Annotated in this window: 23 protein-coding genes; 15 read left to right on the top strand and 8 right to left on the bottom strand. The window is 36.6% G+C overall.

Going from position 1 to position 20650, the window contains the following annotated elements:
• Positions 1–130: 130 nt before the first annotated feature.
• Positions 131–1720, bottom strand: coding sequence for a TlpA family protein disulfide reductase (locus LVD47_RS19615; RefSeq protein WP_236979880.1), 1590 nt, complete (start codon positions 1718–1720; stop codon positions 131–133).
• A 96-nt stretch (positions 1721–1816) separates the two neighbouring features.
• Complete coding sequence (locus LVD47_RS19610; RefSeq protein WP_236979878.1) at positions 1817–1978, bottom strand: hypothetical protein; 162 nt, start codon at positions 1976–1978, stop codon at positions 1817–1819.
• A 347-nt stretch (positions 1979–2325) separates the two neighbouring features.
• Here LVD47_RS19610 and LVD47_RS19605 point away from each other — a divergent pair, with 347 nt between their 5' ends.
• The 4 genes from LVD47_RS19605 (at position 2326) to LVD47_RS19590 (ending at position 5366) form a co-directional block, all read left to right on the top strand.
• Complete coding sequence (locus tag LVD47_RS19605; protein WP_236979876.1) at positions 2326–2862, top strand: helix-turn-helix domain-containing protein; 537 nt, start codon at positions 2326–2328, stop codon at positions 2860–2862.
• Positions 2863–2948: 86 nt separating this feature from the next.
• On the top strand, positions 2949–3554 hold the full coding sequence (locus LVD47_RS19600) for a hypothetical protein (protein WP_236979874.1): 606 nt from the start codon (positions 2949–2951) through the stop codon (positions 3552–3554).
• Positions 3555–3571: 17 nt separating this feature from the next.
• The gene (locus tag LVD47_RS19595; protein ID WP_236979873.1) at positions 3572–4540 is read left to right on the top strand and encodes a pentapeptide repeat-containing protein; all 969 of its coding nucleotides are present in this window, start codon (positions 3572–3574) and stop codon (positions 4538–4540) included.
• Positions 4541–4562: 22 nt separating this feature from the next.
• On the top strand, positions 4563–5366 hold the full coding sequence (locus LVD47_RS19590) for a hypothetical protein (protein ID WP_236979872.1): 804 nt from the start codon (positions 4563–4565) through the stop codon (positions 5364–5366).
• A 36-nt stretch (positions 5367–5402) separates the two neighbouring features.
• Here the strand turns inward: LVD47_RS19590 and LVD47_RS19585 are convergent, their stop codons facing one another.
• From LVD47_RS19585 to LVD47_RS19575, 3 genes are read right to left on the bottom strand one after another with little or no spacing between them, the layout of a single operon-like run.
• The gene (locus LVD47_RS19585) at positions 5403–6221 is read right to left on the bottom strand and encodes an ImmA/IrrE family metallo-endopeptidase (RefSeq protein ID WP_236979871.1); all 819 of its coding nucleotides are present in this window, start codon (positions 6219–6221) and stop codon (positions 5403–5405) included.
• Positions 6208–6525, bottom strand: a complete 318-nt coding sequence (locus tag LVD47_RS19580; protein ID WP_236979870.1) for a hypothetical protein — start codon at positions 6523–6525, stop codon at positions 6208–6210. The genes LVD47_RS19585 and LVD47_RS19580 overlap by 14 nt, the downstream gene beginning before the upstream one ends.
• Positions 6509–7192, bottom strand: coding sequence for a sigma-70 RNA polymerase sigma factor region 4 domain-containing protein (locus LVD47_RS19575; RefSeq protein WP_236979869.1), 684 nt, complete (start codon positions 7190–7192; stop codon positions 6509–6511). The genes LVD47_RS19580 and LVD47_RS19575 overlap by 17 nt, the downstream gene beginning before the upstream one ends.
• A 98-nt stretch (positions 7193–7290) precedes the next feature.
• On the opposite strand from LVD47_RS19575, the gene LVD47_RS19570 reads away from it, so the two are divergent.
• The 5 genes from LVD47_RS19570 (at position 7291) to LVD47_RS19550 (ending at position 12198) form a co-directional block, all read left to right on the top strand.
• Positions 7291–8367, top strand: coding sequence for a CBASS cGAMP-activated phospholipase (locus LVD47_RS19570; protein WP_236979868.1), 1077 nt, complete (start codon positions 7291–7293; stop codon positions 8365–8367).
• 4 nt (positions 8368–8371) lie between these two features.
• Positions 8372–9349 carry a cyclic GMP-AMP synthase DncV-like nucleotidyltransferase gene (locus LVD47_RS19565; protein ID WP_236979866.1) on the top strand — a complete coding sequence of 326 codons (978 nt, stop codon included), beginning with the start codon at positions 8372–8374 and terminating at the stop codon, positions 9347–9349.
• A 34-nt stretch (positions 9350–9383) separates the two neighbouring features.
• The gene (locus LVD47_RS19560) at positions 9384–9935 is read left to right on the top strand and encodes a YecA family protein (protein ID WP_236979865.1); all 552 of its coding nucleotides are present in this window, start codon (positions 9384–9386) and stop codon (positions 9933–9935) included.
• Positions 9936–9979: 44 nt separating this feature from the next.
• The gene (locus LVD47_RS19555; RefSeq protein WP_236979863.1) at positions 9980–11347 is read left to right on the top strand and encodes a hypothetical protein; all 1368 of its coding nucleotides are present in this window, start codon (positions 9980–9982) and stop codon (positions 11345–11347) included.
• 74 nt (positions 11348–11421) lie between these two features.
• Positions 11422–12198: a hypothetical protein gene (locus LVD47_RS19550; RefSeq protein ID WP_236979861.1), complete on the top strand. Its 777-nt coding sequence runs from the start codon at positions 11422–11424 to the stop codon at positions 12196–12198.
• Positions 12199–12207: 9 nt separating this feature from the next.
• On the opposite strand, the gene LVD47_RS19545 is transcribed toward LVD47_RS19550, so the two are convergent.
• Genes LVD47_RS19545 through LVD47_RS19535 form a run of 3 tightly spaced genes read right to left on the bottom strand, consistent with a single transcriptional unit; the run spans position 12208 to position 14597 of the window.
• Positions 12208–12930, bottom strand: a complete 723-nt coding sequence (locus tag LVD47_RS19545; protein ID WP_236979860.1) for a S1 family peptidase — start codon at positions 12928–12930, stop codon at positions 12208–12210.
• An 11-nt stretch (positions 12931–12941) separates the two neighbouring features.
• Entirely contained in the window at positions 12942–13910 is a 969-nt protein-coding gene (locus tag LVD47_RS19540) for an HNH endonuclease (protein ID WP_236979859.1), read from the bottom strand.
• Positions 13911–13931: 21 nt separating this feature from the next.
• Positions 13932–14597, bottom strand: a complete 666-nt coding sequence (locus LVD47_RS19535; RefSeq protein WP_236979858.1) for a hypothetical protein — start codon at positions 14595–14597, stop codon at positions 13932–13934.
• Positions 14598–15296: 699 nt separating this feature from the next.
• Between LVD47_RS19535 and LVD47_RS19530 the strand changes: the two genes are divergently transcribed.
• From LVD47_RS19530 to LVD47_RS19505, 6 genes are all read left to right on the top strand, one after another.
• Positions 15297–16565, top strand: coding sequence for a hypothetical protein (locus LVD47_RS19530; protein WP_236979857.1), 1269 nt, complete (start codon positions 15297–15299; stop codon positions 16563–16565).
• Between the two features lie 156 nt (positions 16566–16721).
• Positions 16722–17735 carry a hypothetical protein gene (locus LVD47_RS19525; RefSeq protein WP_236979856.1) on the top strand — a complete coding sequence of 338 codons (1014 nt, stop codon included), beginning with the start codon at positions 16722–16724 and terminating at the stop codon, positions 17733–17735.
• A 131-nt stretch (positions 17736–17866) separates the two neighbouring features.
• Positions 17867–18169, top strand: coding sequence for an SRPBCC family protein (locus LVD47_RS19520; protein WP_236979855.1), 303 nt, complete (start codon positions 17867–17869; stop codon positions 18167–18169).
• A 12-nt stretch (positions 18170–18181) separates the two neighbouring features.
• Positions 18182–18463, top strand: a complete 282-nt coding sequence (locus LVD47_RS19515; protein ID WP_369427828.1) for an SRPBCC domain-containing protein — start codon at positions 18182–18184, stop codon at positions 18461–18463.
• Positions 18464–18739: 276 nt separating this feature from the next.
• Positions 18740–19342, top strand: coding sequence for a DUF6088 family protein (locus LVD47_RS19510; protein WP_236979851.1), 603 nt, complete (start codon positions 18740–18742; stop codon positions 19340–19342).
• A 133-nt stretch (positions 19343–19475) separates the two neighbouring features.
• Positions 19476–20387: a nucleotidyl transferase AbiEii/AbiGii toxin family protein gene (locus LVD47_RS19505; RefSeq protein WP_236979849.1), complete on the top strand. Its 912-nt coding sequence runs from the start codon at positions 19476–19478 to the stop codon at positions 20385–20387.
• The last annotated feature ends 263 nt before the right edge of the window (positions 20388–20650 follow it).

The raw sequence follows: 20650 nt of genomic DNA, 5'->3' as shown, positions 1-20650 counted from the left end.
TTGACCGGAGAACTCCGCTTTGACCTGCCATCACCGGTCCGAACGCGACGCAGCAATCACAGGTCATAAGCATGGCATGAATTCTTTACCCGGGTTTATTCACCCGGGTACTTTTATTATTACTTTCTATTTATTTTTTCAAAACCTCCCGGATCAATGCCTCCAATTCCCGTGGGTCCTTCGGAAAATTCCCGATCTGGTAGATCTTCCCTTCCCGGTCCAGCAACATTTGCGTGGGATAGGCACGTATCCCGTAATACTTCAGCAGCGGGTGGTCAAATCCCCCGGTGGCCAGGTTGAGCAAATCCGGAGAGGTATATTTTCCCTCCTGAATGCTGCGCAGCCATACCTCCCGGTTCCGGTCCGAGGATATAGAAGCGAAGACCACTTCGTCTTCCTCCCGCATCCGCTCTTCCACTGGTCCCAGGGTCTCCCGGTAGTATTTCAGGCACGCCCCGCAACCCGTATACCAGAAGTCGATAAGGACGGCCTTCCCCTGGAACTCCGAAAGCCTGACTTCCTTCCCGTCTGCATTTTTTAGCGAGATATCAGGAAAAGGGGTGCCGGTCTTTATCCTGGAAGCCATTTGCTGCACTCCGGTACGTAACCACGATGTTTGAATGAATTCCAGCGCGCGACTAAACAAGGAATCTGGGTTTTCCTGATGCTTGTATTGGCGGATTACATAATACGCAATGGCATAATCGCCCAGTGGAGTACCATACCTGTGAATCATCTCCTCGAAACTCACATTTTTCCCATTTACTTTTTGGTATGCCTGGATACTCCGGTACAAAAAATCAATGATTCCCGGTTCTATGTAGGATATATCATCCGGCAATGGAATAGCTTCCATCCGGTCAGTATAAGTGTCCCATATTCGTTTGGATTCTTTGTTGCCATTTAGACCCAGGTATAGAAACTGAGCCATCGGTTGAAGAATTTCCCCCAGGAGCCGGAACTCCATTGAACGGATACCCGATTCGTCCACCAGTGGGCGGTACATCGCAATCACTTCCCAGCCCCGGTGGTTGTAGGGATCCCTATCCACCCATTCCTCCAGATATTGGTATTTTTGTTGATCGTTGAAGATCATGCGCATCAGGGGAAGCATACTTTCTTTTGCCGCTTCACGAGCCTTTTGATATACCTTCTGTGTTTTTTCTTCTGATAAAAACGTCTCCCGGTCCATGCCTGTCATTACCGGATCGCGGGACTTCTTTTCCGCATCGATGGCGCGTGCCAGGTCGTACTGGGCCTGAAAACGTATAGCATTCGGTCCGGTAAACCGTACCAGCGCCCGTTTGGTATCGATATGGATAAATACGCTGTCGCCCGGCCGGATTTTCATCCGGTCGCAGAAGGTATAAGCATCCTGGTATAGGGAAAAATACCCCGGCCGGTCCAGGTCCAGATGGAAAGAAAATGTCCTACTGGCTATCGTCCGGTTGAATAGGTTCCCCTTTTCCGTCCTCGAAGGCAAGCGCTCAACGCTCGGGAAACCACCTGCATTTCCCAGGTATCGTCGCCATAGTACCAATTTCATCGTATCCACCGGCTCCACAGATTCGATCTCCCCATAGATCACCGCTGTGCCCGCCGAGCCTGTCTCGGCCTGGGCCGTACCCGTATCTCCGTCCCCGATCAGTTCGTCTCCTTCCTGTGCATACCCCTCTCCCCATACTCCTGCCAGGAGTAGGATCCATAAATATTTACTCATCTTTGTTTGTTTAGTAAATCCGAAAAAATAATAGAGTCGCCGGATGCTAAACAGTCCTTAGCAGCCGGTCCTATCGTAGGAAAAGGCCGGGAATAGCTATACAGGCTTGCGGGGTTTCAACCGGTAGATCAATTCATACAACGATAGCTGCCCAAACGAAGACCTATCCCGCGTCCACCCCATGACACCGAGATCTCCCAGCGCCCGGATTCCGGCTCCATAGTACTTCATCTGATCGGTTGGTTGCTTCGCTCGCATCTTTTATTATTCGTTGTCGAGCCTCGTGTGAAGAGAAGGGAAAAATAGGGCCCTATCTACCGTACTACAAGGCTCTCACTCCTTACGGAACGGAAAATCGATAGAGCCCATGATTCCTTCATGTATACCAAGGTACACAAAATATCATCATGGGCATTAACCTACCGTCTCGTCCGTAATTACAAATTGTGAGAGTTTGTAGTCGAGACTCTTTTAGTTAATACCTAAGCAGCATTGTTCATAAATCATTAATGAACTAGCTACAATGCAATAATAATGAATAATTCTATAAATACAAAATATTTATCGCCCAATGTATAATTTATTCTCATGCGAAATTGTGGTTAATGAAAGAAATCATTCAAATACCACAATTACATCTTTACATAATTAATCGAGTCAGATATATAAGATTAGAATTAGGCCTATCACAAAGGGATGTTTCGAGAATTCTGTACCCAGAATCATCCAGTAATTTGCTGGGAGGAATTGAAGGTAGTGCAAGACCAAATTCCTACACAGATGAGAACCTCAATAAACTTGCAAAAGCTTTTACGGAAATATCTAAACAACAGGGAAATTATATGGAATATACGATGAAGGATTTTTATCCTCCCGAGCCACTTCCTGAAAAAATGGTGAAAAAGGAGGTCATTGAAATTCCAGAATACCTTGGCCCTACTGGAATATTAAACGTCCTATTAGAAAAGGGAGATGCTTTTTTTAATGATTGGCACTCTGTAAAAGAAATTACTGAATATTGCAATCGATACGCTATTCAGAACTGGAGGACCAGTCATTTCACTGCTATTATTGCCAGAGCGGAAGAAAGAAAAAAGCTTATTCGATTGAGTGAAAATGAGGCATTATATAAAAAGCTGTAATTTCTTTTTATTTTGTTGGAACGTAATTCTCTAATATCAATATGCCCAATCGCAAAAAGAAAACCTTCAAACAAAGCTGTTGCGCGATGGATTTTGACAAAATCTATCGAATCCGGGATTACCGGATTCGGTGGGGCTATTCAGCATATGAATGTTCCTTCTTGTTGGGAAAACAAGATTTCTTTTTCCGCGATGCAGAAAATCCGCTCAAAACCAAAAGATTCAATCCCAATGACACGAATTATTTGCAACTGATCTTTCAAGAACCGCTATCTACTTTCATGGCGCCCAAATTGGAAGTTGATATGTATCATTTACGAATCTCTACTTACCCGGATGAAAAAAGAAAGCCCGTTTACGATATCGATATCAAAAATCAGGAGGGACAATACCAGCACTTCAAAACTTTTGCAGATGAGGAAAAACACGTAGAACTGCCGACTCCATTAACTGTCTATTCTTTTGATAAAGTCCGAACGTATATCGATCATCTTCTGGATAATTCGTATTTTAACACACCACGAACGGCTTTGGATATCTTCCACACCTGCCATGACCATTTTGGTCCGGATTTTCATCCCCGAAATATGGTCCGGGTGTTGAATTTTTATATGAATAGAAAGAGTGGAGTGCCGAAGTTGAATAAGGAAGAGAGGGATGAGTTTGGGAGGAGGGAGTATAGAATTTTATAAAATTAAGTATCCTGCAAATGACAATATATTTATTGTGTCTTATAGGTCTTGTGACAATAACATTAATAACATTAATTCTCATTCAGTTTTTGAACTTACTGACTGAAAAAAAACAAATCAAGCAAAAAAGCTATTTTAAAAAGATAAAAATAATGTGGCAACGAATTCAACTAGATAAAGTTAAATTATCCTTTTTTACTTTATTTATTGTCATCTTGATCACAATAATAATATTTCAACTTTCCCCCAAAACCAGTATAGATAACTTATTTGAGAACTTAAAACCATCCATGATTGCCAGTATCGTTGACGCAGCAATTTTAGTTCTACTATTTAATTGGGTAAATTCTAAAGGGGAAAATAAGCTTGAAATCAAAAGATATATTGAAGAAATTGATGATCTTAGATATTCGAATTCCAAGGAGAGCATATTTAGAATCATCGGCATAATCAAAAGGTTGAATAAACTAGGAAGTAAGAATAGAGGAAATATTGATCTTAGCCATGTTAATTTTGGTAGAATTGGAAATATTGAACTGTTCCCTGATTATCTAAGTGGTATGAATCTATCTAGGGCTAAACTATTCCAAACTAATTTCTCTAATTTAAACATGCCTAACATAGTACTCAATAAGTCTAGTGGAGGCGGTATCGATTTTACAAATAGTGAAATATTAAATGGACAATTCATAAATTGTGATTTTCAGAGAATTAATTTCACAGAAGCATATCTATTTGGAGCAAATTTTTCTAATACCACCTTCCGAGGCGAATGTTCCTTCGAAAAGGCAATATTAGAGAAGGTTGACTTCTTCAATGTACGATTTCCACCTGATACAAATTTCGAAGGAGCAAGGGTAAATAAAGACTTTTTTAATCAAGTGCAAGATTGGCAACTTAGAGGTGACTTTCAATTTCAAAATTATATATCAAAACAAATTCAAATAGGATCAGGGAGTAGCTGTTTTTTATTCAAAGAACAATAACCAATAATTATAAGAGAAAACCATGAAGAAACAATTGAAAGAAATAAGAACAAATCCAATAAGTCCTGTAAAACCTGGTAAAGATATTCGTATAACTCAACAAATTAAATACGATCTTACACCATTAGAACGTGAAAAACAGAGAGGTTTGTTCAAAGTCTTAAATAAGTGGGTTAAAAGTCGAAAAAAGAACGGTGTAATTATGCTAAAAGAAATGGGGAGTTCTCCACATATTAGCTTGCAGGTCAATTCCGCTGCCAATAAAAAGAATGTACTATCGTTTCCAGAACCTGACCTTTCAAGAATTTACTATAGATCTGCCAACTATAACTTTGAATATGCAATAAATGAAAAAAATAAATTACTACCAATAGGCACAGAAGAATATTTTAGTCAATACGATAGATTTGTTTCCTACATCAGATTTTTATCAGTTGGTTGTATACTAACCATATCCAGTCTAGAAGCTTTTATGAATAGTTGCATACCATTTAACTTTGAAGAAACTATAGATGGAGAATCAGTTTCCAAGCAAAAAGCTGAATACTTAGACTTCAATACAAAAATCACAAAATTAATGCCATTACTCTTTCAAAAGGATTTTGTACAGGAGTTTCCTACTAAGTATGAGGCTTTATCAAATTGCAATTCATTAAGAGATGATTTCATCCATCCGAAAACAGAAATGAATGAGAATAAAACATTATATGAAAAGTTTCTGAAAAGAGCGTTTGACGCAAATATTAAAGCCATTTCCGAAGCAGGATACGATTTTGTGAATTTCCATATTGATAATTACTTTGAACTAATAACGGAAGAAGATTAATTAATCCTTTTTCAGATGAACTTATTTTATTTTAATCTATTTTCCAAACCACAACATACTAATCAAATAATCATACCCCCTCAGATAACAGCATTGTTCATACAGAGTATAGGATGCATATTCATCACTATTGATATAAAACCAATCATCCGGATCCACCTCCCGTATTTCATTAGTAGGCATTATTCTTTTTTCAAACAGCTCTGAAATCAATGTCCCTTCTGGCAGGTCTTCGTGTACCCGGAATTTAAGAGCCCATTCCGGAAAAAATGCCCCCCGCTTATACCATTTTACTTTCCCATCGTTATTGAAAGTAAAAAATACGGGCATGGGGCCCACTTCTGCAAATCGGAGTATCGTAGCCAGGAAGCTGGTTTGAAAATAGTCTGATAAATACTTCAATGTCCCGAATGAAAACTTCTTTTCATATCTATTAATCACAGCTCGAAATATTGATTCCGGCATAAGCAGACAAGAAGCAAAATAATCTGCTTCCAATTCAATTTCATTATCTTCATTACCCAGAAGGTATATGGAGATATGTGGTTCTATAGCACCGCTTAGAAGACCTATCCTATGCTCGTCAATAAGTGCATGTCCCAGTTCATGAGCAATGGTAAATCTTGTCCTTCCGGAATGGATATCTTTTGTACTATCCGTATCAATATGAATAAAAAAATTCCCTTTATCACATACGGTCAATCCCTCGAAAGATCCATTGTAGTGATCAAAAATTAAACCTATGTCCTCACTTTTTGCAATAGCTACCAAATCAGTAACTTGAACACTTTGTTGAATATTTCTTGAGTAATGTTTGGCCACTCCTGCAATTTCACTTTTCCTATTCTTGTTCATTTTTTCTTTGATTCCGGATAATTTTCGCCCGTATCTCCTCGGGAAGATCTTTAAATCCCCTCGCAGCCATTTTAAAAGATTTCACTCCAGTTGGCCTGAGCGTTTTTATCTTCTTCCTTTTGATATTACCTTTCCAGACGTCCTCAAATTTTATATTTTCACTATCCAACTCAAACTCATAATCCGCATAAAGTTTATTAAAATGCCTGAGTTCGTTTTCGGTTCTCGGTAGATAAAATCCGGTAGCACCAAACCAAAAGTCCAAATGTTCTGCTTTTATATTTATACTATTTCTTTTTGGCATATATATCCATTATTAATTTAATTTTATCACTCACTATTTTTTTATTCACACGGATACTCCTTTGAGTTAATCCTGTCACGTCTCTTAATTTTTTTGATAAATGACGAGGTGGGTATTCGCTTTCCGCTACCCCGGCATTCATATAGGTTAAGTAAATGAGTCTTTGTTTCCAATTACAGGAATCCAAAGCTCTTTCCAACAACCATAACTTTTCCTTTAGTTTAGTAGAAGATTCTACTGTCCCATTAAAAATATCCAAATCAGTAATATCATATACGAGATCTTCTTCTCCCGTATATTTGGATGCATATTTACTGACAGACCTTCTATATCTGTCTACAAGAGCATTAAAAGAAATTCTATACAAATAAAGCTCAACAGCCACATCGTAATCATCAGACAATGATTTATTAATGTCAAATTTTTGCCTCGTAAAAAATTTACTGAATGTTTCTTCCACCAATTCCTCTGCAACCATAAGGGGCTGGGACCATCGTTTGCACAAAACTTCACATTTTTGAATGACCTTATCTCTAAACCTGTCAAAAAATATAGCACCCGCTCTTTTTGAGTTTTCTTGAACTTCGGGATCCTCATCACCCCGCCAACTTATAAGTTCAACGAGATCCTCAGTAGATATTTTCTTATGATTATCCCAATCTAACAAGACCTTCTATATAGTTATACGCAAATCCGTTATGTCGCTTTCCGTATCGTACTGATAGCTTTATCATAAAGCATTTTATTTCATAAAATCAATATAATATGAAGCCAAACTTCGACAGAAACAACTTAAATTCCAAAGGTATTAACGTTCCAGATGTTAATATACCAATTTCCACTGACTTTAAAATATTATCGTTGGATGGAGGAGGCATAAAAGGTCTTTATGCTGCTGAATTATTAGCAGGGATAGAACGGAAAACCGGGAAGTTGACCGGTGATTACTTTGATATGATCTGCGGTACTTCCACCGGGGGCATTATCGCTTTGGGGATTACGTGCGGGATCCCCTGTGAACAAATAGCCCGCTTCTATACAGAGCACGGGCCACTGATATTTCCACGTGGCAACTGGGGAGAAAGAACGTTCCGGCGGCTCCGCCAGGCTTTTTTCGGTACAAAATACGGCAATGCAAACCTGGAAAATATATTGCACGAATTTCTAGGAGGACACCAAACGATGGCATCAGCCAATCACCTGATGTGTATTCCCACATTCAATATCACACAGGGCAGACCCACTGTTTTCAAAAAACCGTTCGGTCCCTATCACCGGGATGGCCGGTTCTCCATGGTGGAAGTAGCCCTGGCTACTTCGGCGGCACCTACTTACCTTCCTTCCGTATCCATAGAAGGCGACCAATATGTGGATGGAGGCTTATACGTAAACAACCCCAGCATGATCGGGTACACAGAAGCTAAGGATCATTTTATCGGAAAGGAGCATACCATAGATGGTCATAAAATCACTTATGACGGGGTATCAATGTTATCCATTAAGCTTCCGGGTGATCCCAAAGGAGAAAGACCATTTATTAATCCCCGCAGGTCATTTTCCAAGTGGGGGGCTAAATTGGTCGGTACAGCTATGACGGGTTCGGACTATATCGCCGCATATCAAACCGGGAAACTGATAGAGAGGGATGGCGGATTATTCTACAGGTTAACTCCACCATCGCTATCTTCCTCCCAGGTCAAAATCGTGGATATGGATAACACTTCCAAAAAGTCAATCCAACTCCTGACCTCATACGGGAAGGATGCCGGACATCATTATACCAGTACCCAATGGAATGAAATCGAACATTTTTTTACTCATGATAAATCGTATAAATTTTAAAAACATGGCAAACACAAACTCTTTATTTGACACGTATGACAATAATCTTTCCATTCCTGATTCCAAACGGGAAAAAATGAGTGAATCCCGTGAATCGACCCGGGAAAGGATCAAGAATTGGTTTTCAAAGCATCACCCGGATTATCCGGTCAGTTTTTGGATACAGGGCAGTCACAAGAATCACCTGAATATCCGAACCGAAGATGAAGACTGCGACCAGGACGATGGCATCTATATTGATCGCGATCCGGCCGATTCCGTAGATGGTACCACTTTGCAGGAGTGGATATTGGAAGCATTAAAGGGATCTACATCGACCCCGCCAAAGCACAAGAAAAAATGTCTCCGGAATTATTATAGACCGGATTACCTCGGTCCTTTTCACATAGATTATCCTTCCTATTACAAGACGGATGACATGCCTCACCCACTTCTCACAGTCAAAAACGGGAACCTCGAAGAAAGTGACCCGCAGGAATTCACCGAATGGCTGAACGGACATGTGGACGAGAAAGGACAGTTGCGACGTTTGATCCGATATCTGAAAGGATGGGCAGACTTCAAAAAGAAGTGGTGCGAAATGCCTAACGGCCTTACCCTGACCGTGCTGGTTTGTAATCATTTTACAGGGAGGGACGGACGTGATGATAAAGCTCTGTACTATACCCTTTGTGGGATCTATAATGATTTGGACTCGAGGTGGGAATGCATCATGCCATCTACGCCCCACGACGACTTGTTGAGCAGATATGACGAATCTTTCCGCATATCCTTTATGCATGCTCTTTGGGATCTTATACAAGACGCTAAGCGGGCTCTTGATGAGGAATCCAGATATGAAGCTTCCAAATTGTGGCAAAATCACCTGGGGCCAAAATATCCATTGGCTCCAAAGGAACCCGGAAAAGGAAGCAGGGAAGCATTGGGTGCACTAGTAGGAGACAATAAACCGTACTTCGATGGAGGAAAGTCGATTTTTTAGAGATTTGTCCGAGGCACAGATGAAATACCCCTCGATGAATTATGTATTCATTGAAGGATTCGAGTATCCTCATTTGGTAAAGGGAGAAATTGACATTATAGATAGGGAAGGGACCCCGTGGGGGACCTTTCCCATATCTGTTTACTTTCACCTCAACTATCCCAAGGGCTTTGCAATATTACGTGATCGTTCCGAGGTTTTTCCGTGGGAAGAGGACTGGCATATCAGTAAACATGGAGAATGTTGCGTATGCAGTCCCCTGGAAAAAATCGAACAATCCCATAGCCGGATTACTGTTTTAAGCTTTTTGGAGGATTATGTAATTCCTTTTTATAGCAATCAAATATACCGCCGGGAATTCGGATCTTATAAAAACGGCTCTTACAGTCATCATTTGGAAGGTGTGTGGGAATCCTTAGAAGAAGAATTCAATACAAAAGACCGGAAAGAAATAAGAGAAATTCTGAACCGGATGGGAAGGGACCGGGGAAGGAATGATCCATGTTTCTGTAGTAGTGGCAAGAAATTTAAACATTGCCATTTGCAGAAAAAGAAGGTTTTGGAAGAACTGTCTAAAACCTTATAAATCATTAAATTTAAATCCAAATTATAAGTATCAAAATAATATAAATGAAACAAGAAGAAACCCCGGAAACTACGAGACCCAAAATCAACTCGGAAGAACTCAATGAATTAATAAAATCACCACCTGATTACTTACTTCGAGATAATGGAAGAACTATTTATTTTGAGGGATATGATGTTGAAGGTGAAATTGATTTAGATGATGAACTGGAAATAAAAGAAAATTTAATCTTTGATAAATGTTCTTTTTTAAGTGACGAACCCTTTAGTATAATTGGAATGATTTGTCATGGTGAAGTAACATTCAAATTCTGTAATTTTTCCTCAGATATTTACTTGATAAATGGGACATTTAATAGAGAATTTTCATTTAGATATATAGAGTCAAAAAAAATCTTTATTTGGGGAGGTAAATATGAGAAGATCCGCATTTCTGGATATACTATAAATAAAATAGAAATATGTGGAGGACGGTTTCAAGATATTGATATAGGAGGATTTCCAATTAACGGAAATATTGAAAAACTAACAATTAGGGACAGAGGATATAAGCTAGGGAATATCAATGTCAGTCGACAAAATTTTACTAAAATAAATATTGGAGGGCTGAACAGTGGGAATACATATAATTTTAAAGGTGTAAAGAGCAATATAGTTTCTATTTCAAATTTTACGAATGAAGGTTATTTACATTTCTATAGTATGGAACCAAGAGATTCTACCAATGATACTAGATATTTTCAAATATCTAACTCCAATCTTGGGAAAACAGAATTCTTCAGGACCCAATTTTCGAAATATCAGGAGTTTATTATCATTGATAGCTTTATTACGGATTCCTTATTCATCAATTGTAACTGGGGAAAAAACATACGAGCTTTTCACGCCTCTGATGGGGCGCTACCCTCAGGAAGCAGTGTAACAAATAAAGAAGTTCCTAAAATTCGTGAAGCCTATCGTCAGCTGAAGATTTCAATGTCAAAACACAGTGACAAAATCCAGGAGGATAAATTTTATGCAGAAGAGCTGAATTATTATAACAAATCATTGGCCTGGGTCTGGCCATGGTACAATCAATTTTGGGATAAATTAATTTTATATTTCAGTAATTGGTTTAGTAGCTACGGGCAAAGTTTTATAAAGCCATTGTTCTGGTTACTACTGGGACATTTTCTATTTTTTTCTATCCCGCTTTTATACGGTGTTTTCGAACCATTGGGATTTTCCTTAATAAATTCTTCAGGGGAAGCTTTTTGGCTTGCTACCGAAAAGTATTTTGAATATATTAACCCTTTCAGAAGCTTTGATAATTCCTTATCGGGAGGCTATTTTATAATAGACATTCTTATGAGAGTATGGTCATCATATATGATTTATAACATAATCAGGGCATCGAGGAGGTTTATAATATGATTGATAATTTTTTTTAAAATACATGTACAAATAATATTTTTTAATTTAGTTCAAACTTATGGATTCAAAAAAATATGGACCTATCTTATAATTTAAAAAATTTAAACTCATCTACCCGTATTATTCAAAACGCAACTACACAAATAGTCACAGGTGAGGGAGGAAAAATTTTCCCTTTAGGTTCAGGAATTTTTGCAGAAATAAACGATCGATTCTTTCTGATCTCTGCGGGGCACCTAATTTCGCTAAATGATTATAATAAACTAATGGTTCCACTTCCCGGAAAAAAGGAAGCATTATATATTGACACATTGGGAAATTTATTAACTACAGGTAAAAGAGGCGATGAAGAATGTCCGTTCGATTATGCCTTAATAGAAATAACAAAAGATGAATTGGTAAATGAACTTTTAGAATGTTATACACCAATTAAAGATGATTATGTTTTATTTAACCATGTTCCACAGTATAATGACTCCTGGTATTTAGTTTTTGGATATTCAAGTAACAAAGGATCTGTAGATTACAAGACTCTTAGGGAATTCAATGCAGCTCCAACCAGGACTATTACATATCCTCATCCTGACCAAGAAGACTTCATTAAGTCAGGATATTATCCAGAACATCACATAATACTTAAATACCAGAAAAAAATATGGATTCATGGCCAAAGAATTATCCTGCCAAAGACCAAAGGATTGAGTGGATGTGGAGTCTATTTCCTACCGGATCTTTATAATGAAGATCCTGATTCTTCAGCTTATTTGGTCGGAATTCTTACAGAAGTGGATATAAAAAGACAATACATGTGTGCCGTAAACTTACCCACCATTTTTACAGGACAATTGTGATAGGTATTTCTATTTTTGCCTGTTTCCTTTTTTTGTTTGATTTAGCAGGTTCTCGTAGATACTAATCTCGTCCTTGAAGGCATCAATTTTTTCTTTTAGGTTAAATGGAATAATGGCTTTATTTACAATCAAGTCCGAATCTGACTTTAAAGAAGTTTCTATATACCCTTGATAAATAATACCAACCAGATTTCCTTTATTATCCAAGACCGGTCCTCCGGAATATCCCGGAATTCCTTTTCCATAAAAGTCAATAAAATCTAACTCATAGATTTTCAATTCACTTGTTTTTCCAATACTTCTAATAGTAGCTTTTCCGGAATCAACTGGAAATATGGTATCCAAATCATGCATTATTCTCGAATCGTATCCATAATAACTTATGGTATCATTTACATTAATTTCTTTCAAACTGGGATTAATAGAAATGGGATCTGCATCTAACTTCTCTAAGGTTCTAAGTATGGAAAAATCTTGTTCGAATGCAATGTGTAATACTTCAATTTTATATTGCCCACTCTCAGTTTGAAAAGAAAGATTTGCTACATTGTTAAAGGTATGGCGGCATGATACAATGATATTTTGGTATTCACAAACAAACGCAGTCCCCATATTAATATCCCCCATCTTTAATATCCCAATTACGCTCTTATCAATCGCCAAATCCTGACTACCTAATGGGTAAGCGCCTATCATTAGGTTCATAAGCATAAAAATGACAATATCTTTCATTATTAAATTAATTAAGTCTTGAGGAGACGATACAACCAATAAGCATCCAACCTGTTTTCATCAAATTTCAATTCCTTAATCTGGTGAAAATGTAATTCGGGATATAATCCTGAATTTTCTTTATAGCCTTGAAAAGCATCATAAACTTTGAAAATACTATCTGAAGGCAACGGCAATACGACCATAAATGACTCTACATTATCATCAATAACAATATTAAATGTCACCATTAGAGATCGTAAACTTTCTGGAGAACCCACAATATATATACCGTCCACCGGAGGAATATTTTTGTAAAATACAGGTAGATATTCAATTATGTTTTCTTCCGGGTTCAATATTTGCTGTCTTACCTTTTCATAAGTCGGATTAATTTCGCCATCCGGATTATATATCAAAGAATATCCTATTTTACTGAATGCTTTTAAATAAGCTATTTTAAGAAATCCGGAATTGAGCAATTGGGTATTAACCTTTGGCTCTTGGATTTTCACTGAATATCCAGACCCCGGAAAAACTCCCTTATCAACGACCTTTTTCTTGAAGTTTTGAAGATTCTTATCCCCCAAATTAAAATGAAGGAACGGCCGATTCTCTCTCTTCCCTATAATCAATTCACCATTCATAAATCGAAGGTGCTCATGGTCGGTATTTATACGAACCGGATATGCCCCATTTTCATTCATAAATGACCTATATCTAAAATGATCAAGCAGCATCTTATCGATAGAATGCCCGGATATTGAATTAATATCTTTCCTTACCAAACAAATAGCACCACCACCCATACTCCGCGGAGGCACATGTTCCTCTGTTAGTGGATCATTCGAATCACCTTCCAGGCCTTTGGTCGAATGTAATGACATTCCGATAGGACACAAATATGCATCAACAAGCCTTGAATCAACTTTTACATTTACAAAGTATTTTAGGTTATCAGAGAATTTATTAAACAAGTATTTTTTTCTTTGTCTTCCCATCTTTCATCAGTTTTTATTCTACTAACAACAATGGCAAAGGAAATAATCATTGTAATCCCTAATAAACCTTCTAGCGATAATCTCCGACATAAAAGTGTGTACTTCTATATTTCCATGACAACACGTAGTTTGTACATAAAATAGAATCCTTTTTCCAGAAAGGTCAGTTAATTTATAAAGCTCATATTTATATCTTTCATCCGTAGATGAATATAATGGTACAAAGCCGTAGTTGGTTAACGATTCAATTTGGGATAAATAGGTCGCATTCCTGGATAAAAACTTATCAAACTCGTCTCCATTCGAAGCTATGTTTTGACATTTCTGCGGAATACTTCCTTGAATGAGATAAGAGTATATCTTTTTGTCCCGTATAGCATTAAGTAATAAAAACCCATCATGTTTATAATATCCCAGCCGCTGAAATTTAAACTTATGTGATAAATAAGCTGGGATAAATGCACCTCCTTCTATCGTGGTAAAATGAAATTTACTTACAAAATCTTTTAATCGATCCTTATGCTGATAAAGTTTTAGTTCACTATTTTGACATGCCTGATAATCATGCTTCAAGAGCCAATCGTGATCTCTTAATAAATTCTCGGATATTTGAATTTTCCCTTTAATCAAATACACATAAAGGTATTCTGAAGTTTGTGTTTCATGAGGTTTAGACAACTCCATCATATTGAAATTTTAATTAATAACTAATTTGCAAACGAAACCGCAGATTGAAAAGTTCACAATCTCAATAAAAATATATATTTCTTATTAATATAAAATAGACAGTATTACAGTAAGTATTGAAAAGGTTGCAGAATATAAGCCCCTCAAAACGGTTAGAAAACTAATAATAATCCGGGCCCGTTTGCTAACGTGATGACCCCCTGGTTCATATCCTATAGGGGTAAGTGGTTGAAAACCCGTTAATCCGCACTCGTTACCTTTCCTCCACTCTATTTTTTATAAAATCCAGCAAATCCTGGTCCACTCTTATCCGAAAAAATCCACATAGTCCGGAGATATTGAAAAAAATAGAGGGTCACTATGAATTAATAAGAAGGTTGTAACAGTTCTATTTCTCACCTCTAAAATCACCCTATCGTATTTGGCATAATCCTACTAATCACGAATATTCAATACCTTTATTTAGATAAATCTCATGAAAATTTTTTGAATAAAGGTCAGGTTTTGAATTTAATTTGTTACATTAAGGGGGGTATACCCATGTAAGTACAAAGAGCCTTCACAACATAAAGAGTCCCTTTGATGAGCTGTAGTTTGGGAATAAAAGATACTAAATATAGACATATTCATCCTATAGTGTTGGCTATGTCTGATAAAATGAGATATATAAGTAAGTTATAGCCAATTTAAAAATCGCCCATGCAAGACAAAGGAACAATTGGAGAAAATTTTGTTAATGAATTAGCATTCAATTCATTTTTTAAATTTTGGTGCTATCCAAATCCTAAATTTGAGAATGGAGATAAAAAAGAAATCTGTGACTTACTGATTCTATTTAATTCGATAGCAATTATTATTTCTGTGAAAAATTATGAGTTTAAAGGAAAACATTTTCGGTATTTTAATAATACGATTGAAAAGTCAGTTAAACAATTACATGGAGCTTATAGACTATTGTTTGGAAACCAAGAGGTCAAGATTAAGCATCCAGACAAAGAGTTAGAGACCTTTCCCAAAAATCAGATAAAAAAGTTTTTTCTATTAACAATTAATCTAGGAGAGGACGTTAAATTCTATCCGTTCAATCAAGTAACAAAAAATGACGATTATGTAACAATATTTGATAAAGATTCATTTCAAACAATTATAAAAGAACTGGATACGATTCCTGACTTTATTGATTATCTGGAAAAAAGGGAAAGTCTATTCAAAAATAAATTTACCCTAATCCTTCCAGGAGGTGAGTACGATTTTCCTTTAGAAACACAAAAAGAGTTTTTCCAAATTGCAGGAGAAAATAACACAGACTTCATTTTAATATCGGGGACAGAAAAAGATTTACTCGCTCATTTTTTCAAAAACAAGAGAAATTTTCCAGATGCACTAAACAAAGATTCAAATGGGTTTTACCTTATTATTGACGAGGACTGGAAAGATTTCCAAAAAGAGGAAAAGGTAAGGAACAAATTAAGGGCAAATAGAGCAAGCTACTTTATTGACAAGTTTGTACAACATGAGTTGTTTGTAAACCTTAATCCAATGAGAGAGAAATTAGCAAAGACTCTCCTCTCATTTGATAGACTTACAAGACGAATGATTTCAAATAGTTACTTTGAATTTCACGACAGATATAAGGATAAAAAAGGATTGTATTTCGGTAGAAGATATGGTGATTTTAATGGTGTTGGTATTGTTTTCACTTTTTACACAAACGAAATGACCCTTGAAATGATTAATACTTTTAATAACCTTGCTATTGAGAGTTTTAATCTTTTTTCAAATTATAAAAGTAAATCCATGATTTTGATTTCTAGTAACAAAGACCACAGATTTAAATTTGCATTTGTCGAAAAAGTGGAGAAATATCCAGAATCATTAGAAGAAGAGATAAGAAGGGATGTACAAACGGTCGGATGGTTTAAAAATATTGAGGAAATTAGAGACAATGAAAATGAATTCCCGAAATAAAAACTGGCTATAACATTTTATAAATTCCATGGCGGTTTCAGTGGTATGCGAGCAGCGGATTTCCGCTTAATCTCTAGTCCGTACCCGGACAGAGATTCACACGCAATCCGCCACGTAACTTATAATTTACCGTTATTTACAATTAGAATTAGATAAATGAAGAAAGAAAGTGAAATACTACGAGAAATGAGCGATGCTCAAAAACAGTTCAGTAAGGACTCTCGAATTAAATCTTGTTACCATTATGATAATGACAACTGTGGAGATAAAATTATACAAGCACACTCATTGCAGAGAAATGGTGTTTTGAGTTTAGTTGAATCTGATGTAAATGGAAACCAAAAAGTACTTTGTTTCAAAAACCCAACAGTCAACGGTTTTGGACAGTACATTGGACTGACTCCAATAGGAAAGAAAAATGCATCTACTTTCTTTGGTTTTTGTTCCGTACATGATAAAGGAGTTTTTCAACCAATAGAAGATCAAGAAATAGATATTTCATCAGATGAACATTGTTTTCTGTTAATATATAGAGGAGCTGCAAAAGAATATCATCAAAAAATTGAAGAACTTAAAGGTTTTAAAGAAAACGACAGATTCAATTCTCCAGGAATGGAATTTGAACAAACAAGTAGAGTAATTGGAACAGAAACAGCGATACGAGAAGCAGAGGATGTCAAGAAAATATTGAACGAAATATTGAAGAATAGAGATTTTTCGAAATTAGATTATCTAACACAAACTATGAATTATTGTATTCCAATAGCTTGTTCTGCAACTTTAACTCCCAAACATTATCTCTCAGATGAGTTATTCAATCATTCTGAAGATCACAATGATAAATATGAGCCTATATTTTTAACTGTAATTCCAAGGGAGAATAAAACTCACATACTTTATTCATGTCTTCCTGAGCATAAAAAGGCACAAAAATTTATTGATGAACTAAAAGCACTTAATGAGCAAACTTTTCAAGCGGTAACTTCGTCTTTATTAATTGGGAATGTCCATAATACATTCCTATCTCCACAGTTATTTGGTAATTTAACTGAAGAAGAACAAACAACAATAGTCGAAGCAATTGAACTGACTGACAAAGTAGGTGTGATGATACATAGATTCTACCATATCGGAATAAACTTATTTGACAAAAAGAATGAAAAAAAGTAAATAACATTGCATATGAGATCAGACTTGCTATCGCTGCGTCCGCTCCATATGCTTGGCCGTTGTGCGTCAGCTAAAGAAAACAACCTAAAAACAAATAAAGAGAATGAGAAAAACACTTGGAATTTTTCATCTTGACATTAGTATCATTAAGTGCTTGCAAGAATAAAGAAGACAAAAATTCTGGACAAAACAATGAAAATATAAAAATGAAAACAAAGGAAACAGAAAATTTAGAAGAAACATTTATCATCAGCCATACATTTGAAACGGATAAAAAAACATTGTTCAATATGTGGATTGACCCTGAAACTTATACAAGTTGGATGGGACCGACAGGAGCAGAAATGTCATTTTTGAATTCTGACATAAAAGAAAACGGAACCGCACTTTGGCAAATGACAACACCTGACCAATTGACCAAATATGGTAAATAAAATTACAAAACCATAAGCCCGAATGAACAATTGGTGTATGTGCAAAACTTCAGCGATAAGAACGGAAATTTTATAAAAGCACCATTTTCAGAAACCTATCCTGACTGTCTAATGCTAACTGCTGATTTTTTACAAGAAGCTGAGAATAAAGTAAAGATGACCTTTAAATGGGAAATCTTTGGCGAATCAACAGAAATTGAAAGAAAAACATTTAATGAAATGAAACCCTATATGGTAAAAGGTTGGAACGAATCATTTGAAAAGATTGAAACCTTATTGAACACAAAGAAATAAAATGCCGAACGCACAATCGAGTAGACGGCTCCGACCCTGAATAGGGACGGAGTGCGCCTCTTGCCATAGGCATCCCTTTCGGGTCACACCACCGTACGTACCTCGTATACGGCGGTTCAATAATTATATATTATTGTTGCCTGTCCCGAACTCGTTCCGGGATCACCCTGGAGAAGATATTTCCTTTATAGGAACCCTATCTTTTATTGCTATAGAAATAATTTATGTCGTCACAAATATTTACTAAATTTGTGACAAAATAACAACTATTGATTAATGCAAAGCATTGAAAATAAAATAGAGAAATCAATAAAAAGCAAACCAAAGGGGTCTTTAGTGATGCCCGGTGATTATAAGGCCTATGGTTCTTCCGATGCAGTACGCAAAGCCTTAGATAGATTAGAGGACAAAAAGATCATTGTTAGAATTGCTCATGGTATTTATGTACGTCCAAAAATCAGCGAATTGATTGGTCCAATACTTCCTACTGCAGAAGAGGTGGCAGAAGCCATTGCCAGAAGGGATAAAATAAGAACCGTACCTACAGGAAGCTATGCCTTAAACGCTTTGGGTTTGAGCACCCAAATCCCTATGAACATTGTATTGCTTACAGACGGTTCTCCAAGAGAAATAAAAATAGGAAAACGTACTATAAAGTTTAAAAAAACAACTCCCAAGAATTTATTAGCAAAAGGAAAAATAAGCCGTTTAGTCATTCAGGCACTTAAAGAAATTGGCAACGGTAAAGTAAGTGCGAAAGAAGAACAAAAAATACTTCACCTACTTAAAGAAGAAGATCAAAAGCATTTAGCACATGATATAGCACTGGCACCCGTATGGATTCAAAAAATAATGAAAAAAGCCCTGATCAATGAGTAAGGCAACATTTTATACTATAGCTGATGCTGAGAAATAAGCTATTTTCAATGCGATTGCAACAGAAAAGGGAATGCCCCCCTTTGCGGTAGAAAAAGACTGGTGGGTAAGCAGAACCTTAGAAATCATTTTCCAAATGGAAATAGCTAAACATTTGGTATTTAAAGGGGGTACTTCATTAAGCAAGGCATGGAAGTTAATTCATCGATTTTCTGAGGATATAGATTTAGCAATTGATAAAGAATTTTTTGAAGGTTACGAAGGAGATATTTCCAAATCACAAATAAAAAAGTTAAGAAAAGTGGCAGGGAAATACACTACCGGTACATTTTTTGAAGACCTAAAACAAGAATTTGAAAGTCATGGATTCAGTGATCTGGATTTTAGAATCATTGAAGCACAAGATAGCGATCAGGATCCGAGAGTACTGGAAATATACTACCCAAACGTCATTAAATCTTCTTCAGAATACATTTTACCCCGGGTACAAATAGAAATAAGCTGTAGATCCTTACGTGAACCTTTTACAGTAAGAGAATTTGGTTCTTTGGTGGATGAAGTATATCAGGATAGAGGTTTTTCCAGTCCACTTTTTAGTGTACCAACAGTAGATCCGGAACGCACTTTGTTAGAAAAGCTCTTTCTGCTTCACGAGGAGTTTCATCGACCAAAAGATAAAATGAGAGTAGACCGGTTAAGTCGTCATTTATATGATATATACCAGCTATATAAAGCAGATATAGTCGGTAGTACATTTAAGGATAAAAAACTTTACGAAACCATAGTTTCTCATAGATATAAGTATGCAAGAGTGGGACATGTAGATTATAACCTTCATAACCCGAAGACACTTAATCCTATTCCAATTGATGATGTTATAAAAGCATGGGAAGCGGATTATGCTAGAATGAAAGAAGATATGATTTATGAAGAAGTTAAACCCTCATTTGAAGCATTACTTGAAAACTTAGCAGAGCTAAAGGTAAAACTTCAAAACGTTGATTGGGAATTTGAACTTTCATTTCCTGCTCCAGATGTTAATAATTAATTACCAACAACTAATCCCTAACCGAATATACTTTACCAGCACTACATGAAGCCATCATTTCTTCCATTTCTATTATACGCTTGGGAGATACCGGACCATGTGAGGTAAAGGATATAACGGTCTCACCTGCGCCAAAGGGGACACTTAATGGGGATCGGATTTCCGTTCGATTGGTGCCTGTCAGATCGAAGTGCGTTACACTTCCATCTCTTTCCGCACTTGTTCTACAAATTCGGGGGAGACTTCAAGTATTTTACAGATGA

This window comes from Membranihabitans maritimus, from assembly GCF_021729145.1.
GTDB lineage: Bacteria > Bacteroidota > Bacteroidia > Chitinophagales > Saprospiraceae > Membranihabitans > Membranihabitans maritimus.
This window is presented reverse-complemented; position numbering and strand designations above follow the sequence as displayed.

Coding starts and splice junctions, on each gene's coding strand:
- LVD47_RS19610 (WP_236979878.1), bottom strand. CDS start 1,978: ATGCGAGCGAAGCAACCAACCGATCAGATGAAGTACTATGGAGCCGGA.
- LVD47_RS19590 (WP_236979872.1), top strand. CDS start 4,563: ATGAAGAAACAATTGAAAGAAATAAGAACAAATCCAATAAGTCCTGTA.
- LVD47_RS19550 (WP_236979861.1), top strand. CDS start 11,422: ATGGACCTATCTTATAATTTAAAAAATTTAAACTCATCTACCCGTATT.
- LVD47_RS19540 (WP_236979859.1), bottom strand. CDS start 13,910: ATGGGAAGACAAAGAAAAAAATACTTGTTTAATAAATTCTCTGATAAC.
- LVD47_RS19505 (WP_236979849.1), top strand. CDS start 19,476: ATGGAAATAGCTAAACATTTGGTATTTAAAGGGGGTACTTCATTAAGC.
- LVD47_RS19545 (WP_236979860.1), bottom strand. CDS start 12,930: ATGAAAGATATTGTCATTTTTATGCTTATGAACCTAATGATAGGCGCT.
- LVD47_RS19530 (WP_236979857.1), top strand. CDS start 15,297: ATGCAAGACAAAGGAACAATTGGAGAAAATTTTGTTAATGAATTAGCA.
- LVD47_RS19600 (WP_236979874.1), top strand. CDS start 2,949: ATGGATTTTGACAAAATCTATCGAATCCGGGATTACCGGATTCGGTGG.
- LVD47_RS19605 (WP_236979876.1), top strand. CDS start 2,326: ATGAAAGAAATCATTCAAATACCACAATTACATCTTTACATAATTAAT.
- LVD47_RS19570 (WP_236979868.1), top strand. CDS start 7,291: ATGAAGCCAAACTTCGACAGAAACAACTTAAATTCCAAAGGTATTAAC.
- LVD47_RS19615 (WP_236979880.1), bottom strand. CDS start 1,720: ATGAGTAAATATTTATGGATCCTACTCCTGGCAGGAGTATGGGGAGAG.
- LVD47_RS19525 (WP_236979856.1), top strand. CDS start 16,722: ATGAAGAAAGAAAGTGAAATACTACGAGAAATGAGCGATGCTCAAAAA.
- LVD47_RS19595 (WP_236979873.1), top strand. CDS start 3,572: ATGACAATATATTTATTGTGTCTTATAGGTCTTGTGACAATAACATTA.
- LVD47_RS19580 (WP_236979870.1), bottom strand. CDS start 6,525: ATGCCAAAAAGAAATAGTATAAATATAAAAGCAGAACATTTGGACTTT.
- LVD47_RS19555 (WP_236979863.1), top strand. CDS start 9,980: ATGAAACAAGAAGAAACCCCGGAAACTACGAGACCCAAAATCAACTCG.
- LVD47_RS19510 (WP_236979851.1), top strand. CDS start 18,740: ATGCAAAGCATTGAAAATAAAATAGAGAAATCAATAAAAAGCAAACCA.
- LVD47_RS19585 (WP_236979871.1), bottom strand. CDS start 6,221: ATGAACAAGAATAGGAAAAGTGAAATTGCAGGAGTGGCCAAACATTAC.
- LVD47_RS19535 (WP_236979858.1), bottom strand. CDS start 14,597: ATGATGGAGTTGTCTAAACCTCATGAAACACAAACTTCAGAATACCTT.
- LVD47_RS19560 (WP_236979865.1), top strand. CDS start 9,384: ATGAATTATGTATTCATTGAAGGATTCGAGTATCCTCATTTGGTAAAG.
- LVD47_RS19565 (WP_236979866.1), top strand. CDS start 8,372: ATGGCAAACACAAACTCTTTATTTGACACGTATGACAATAATCTTTCC.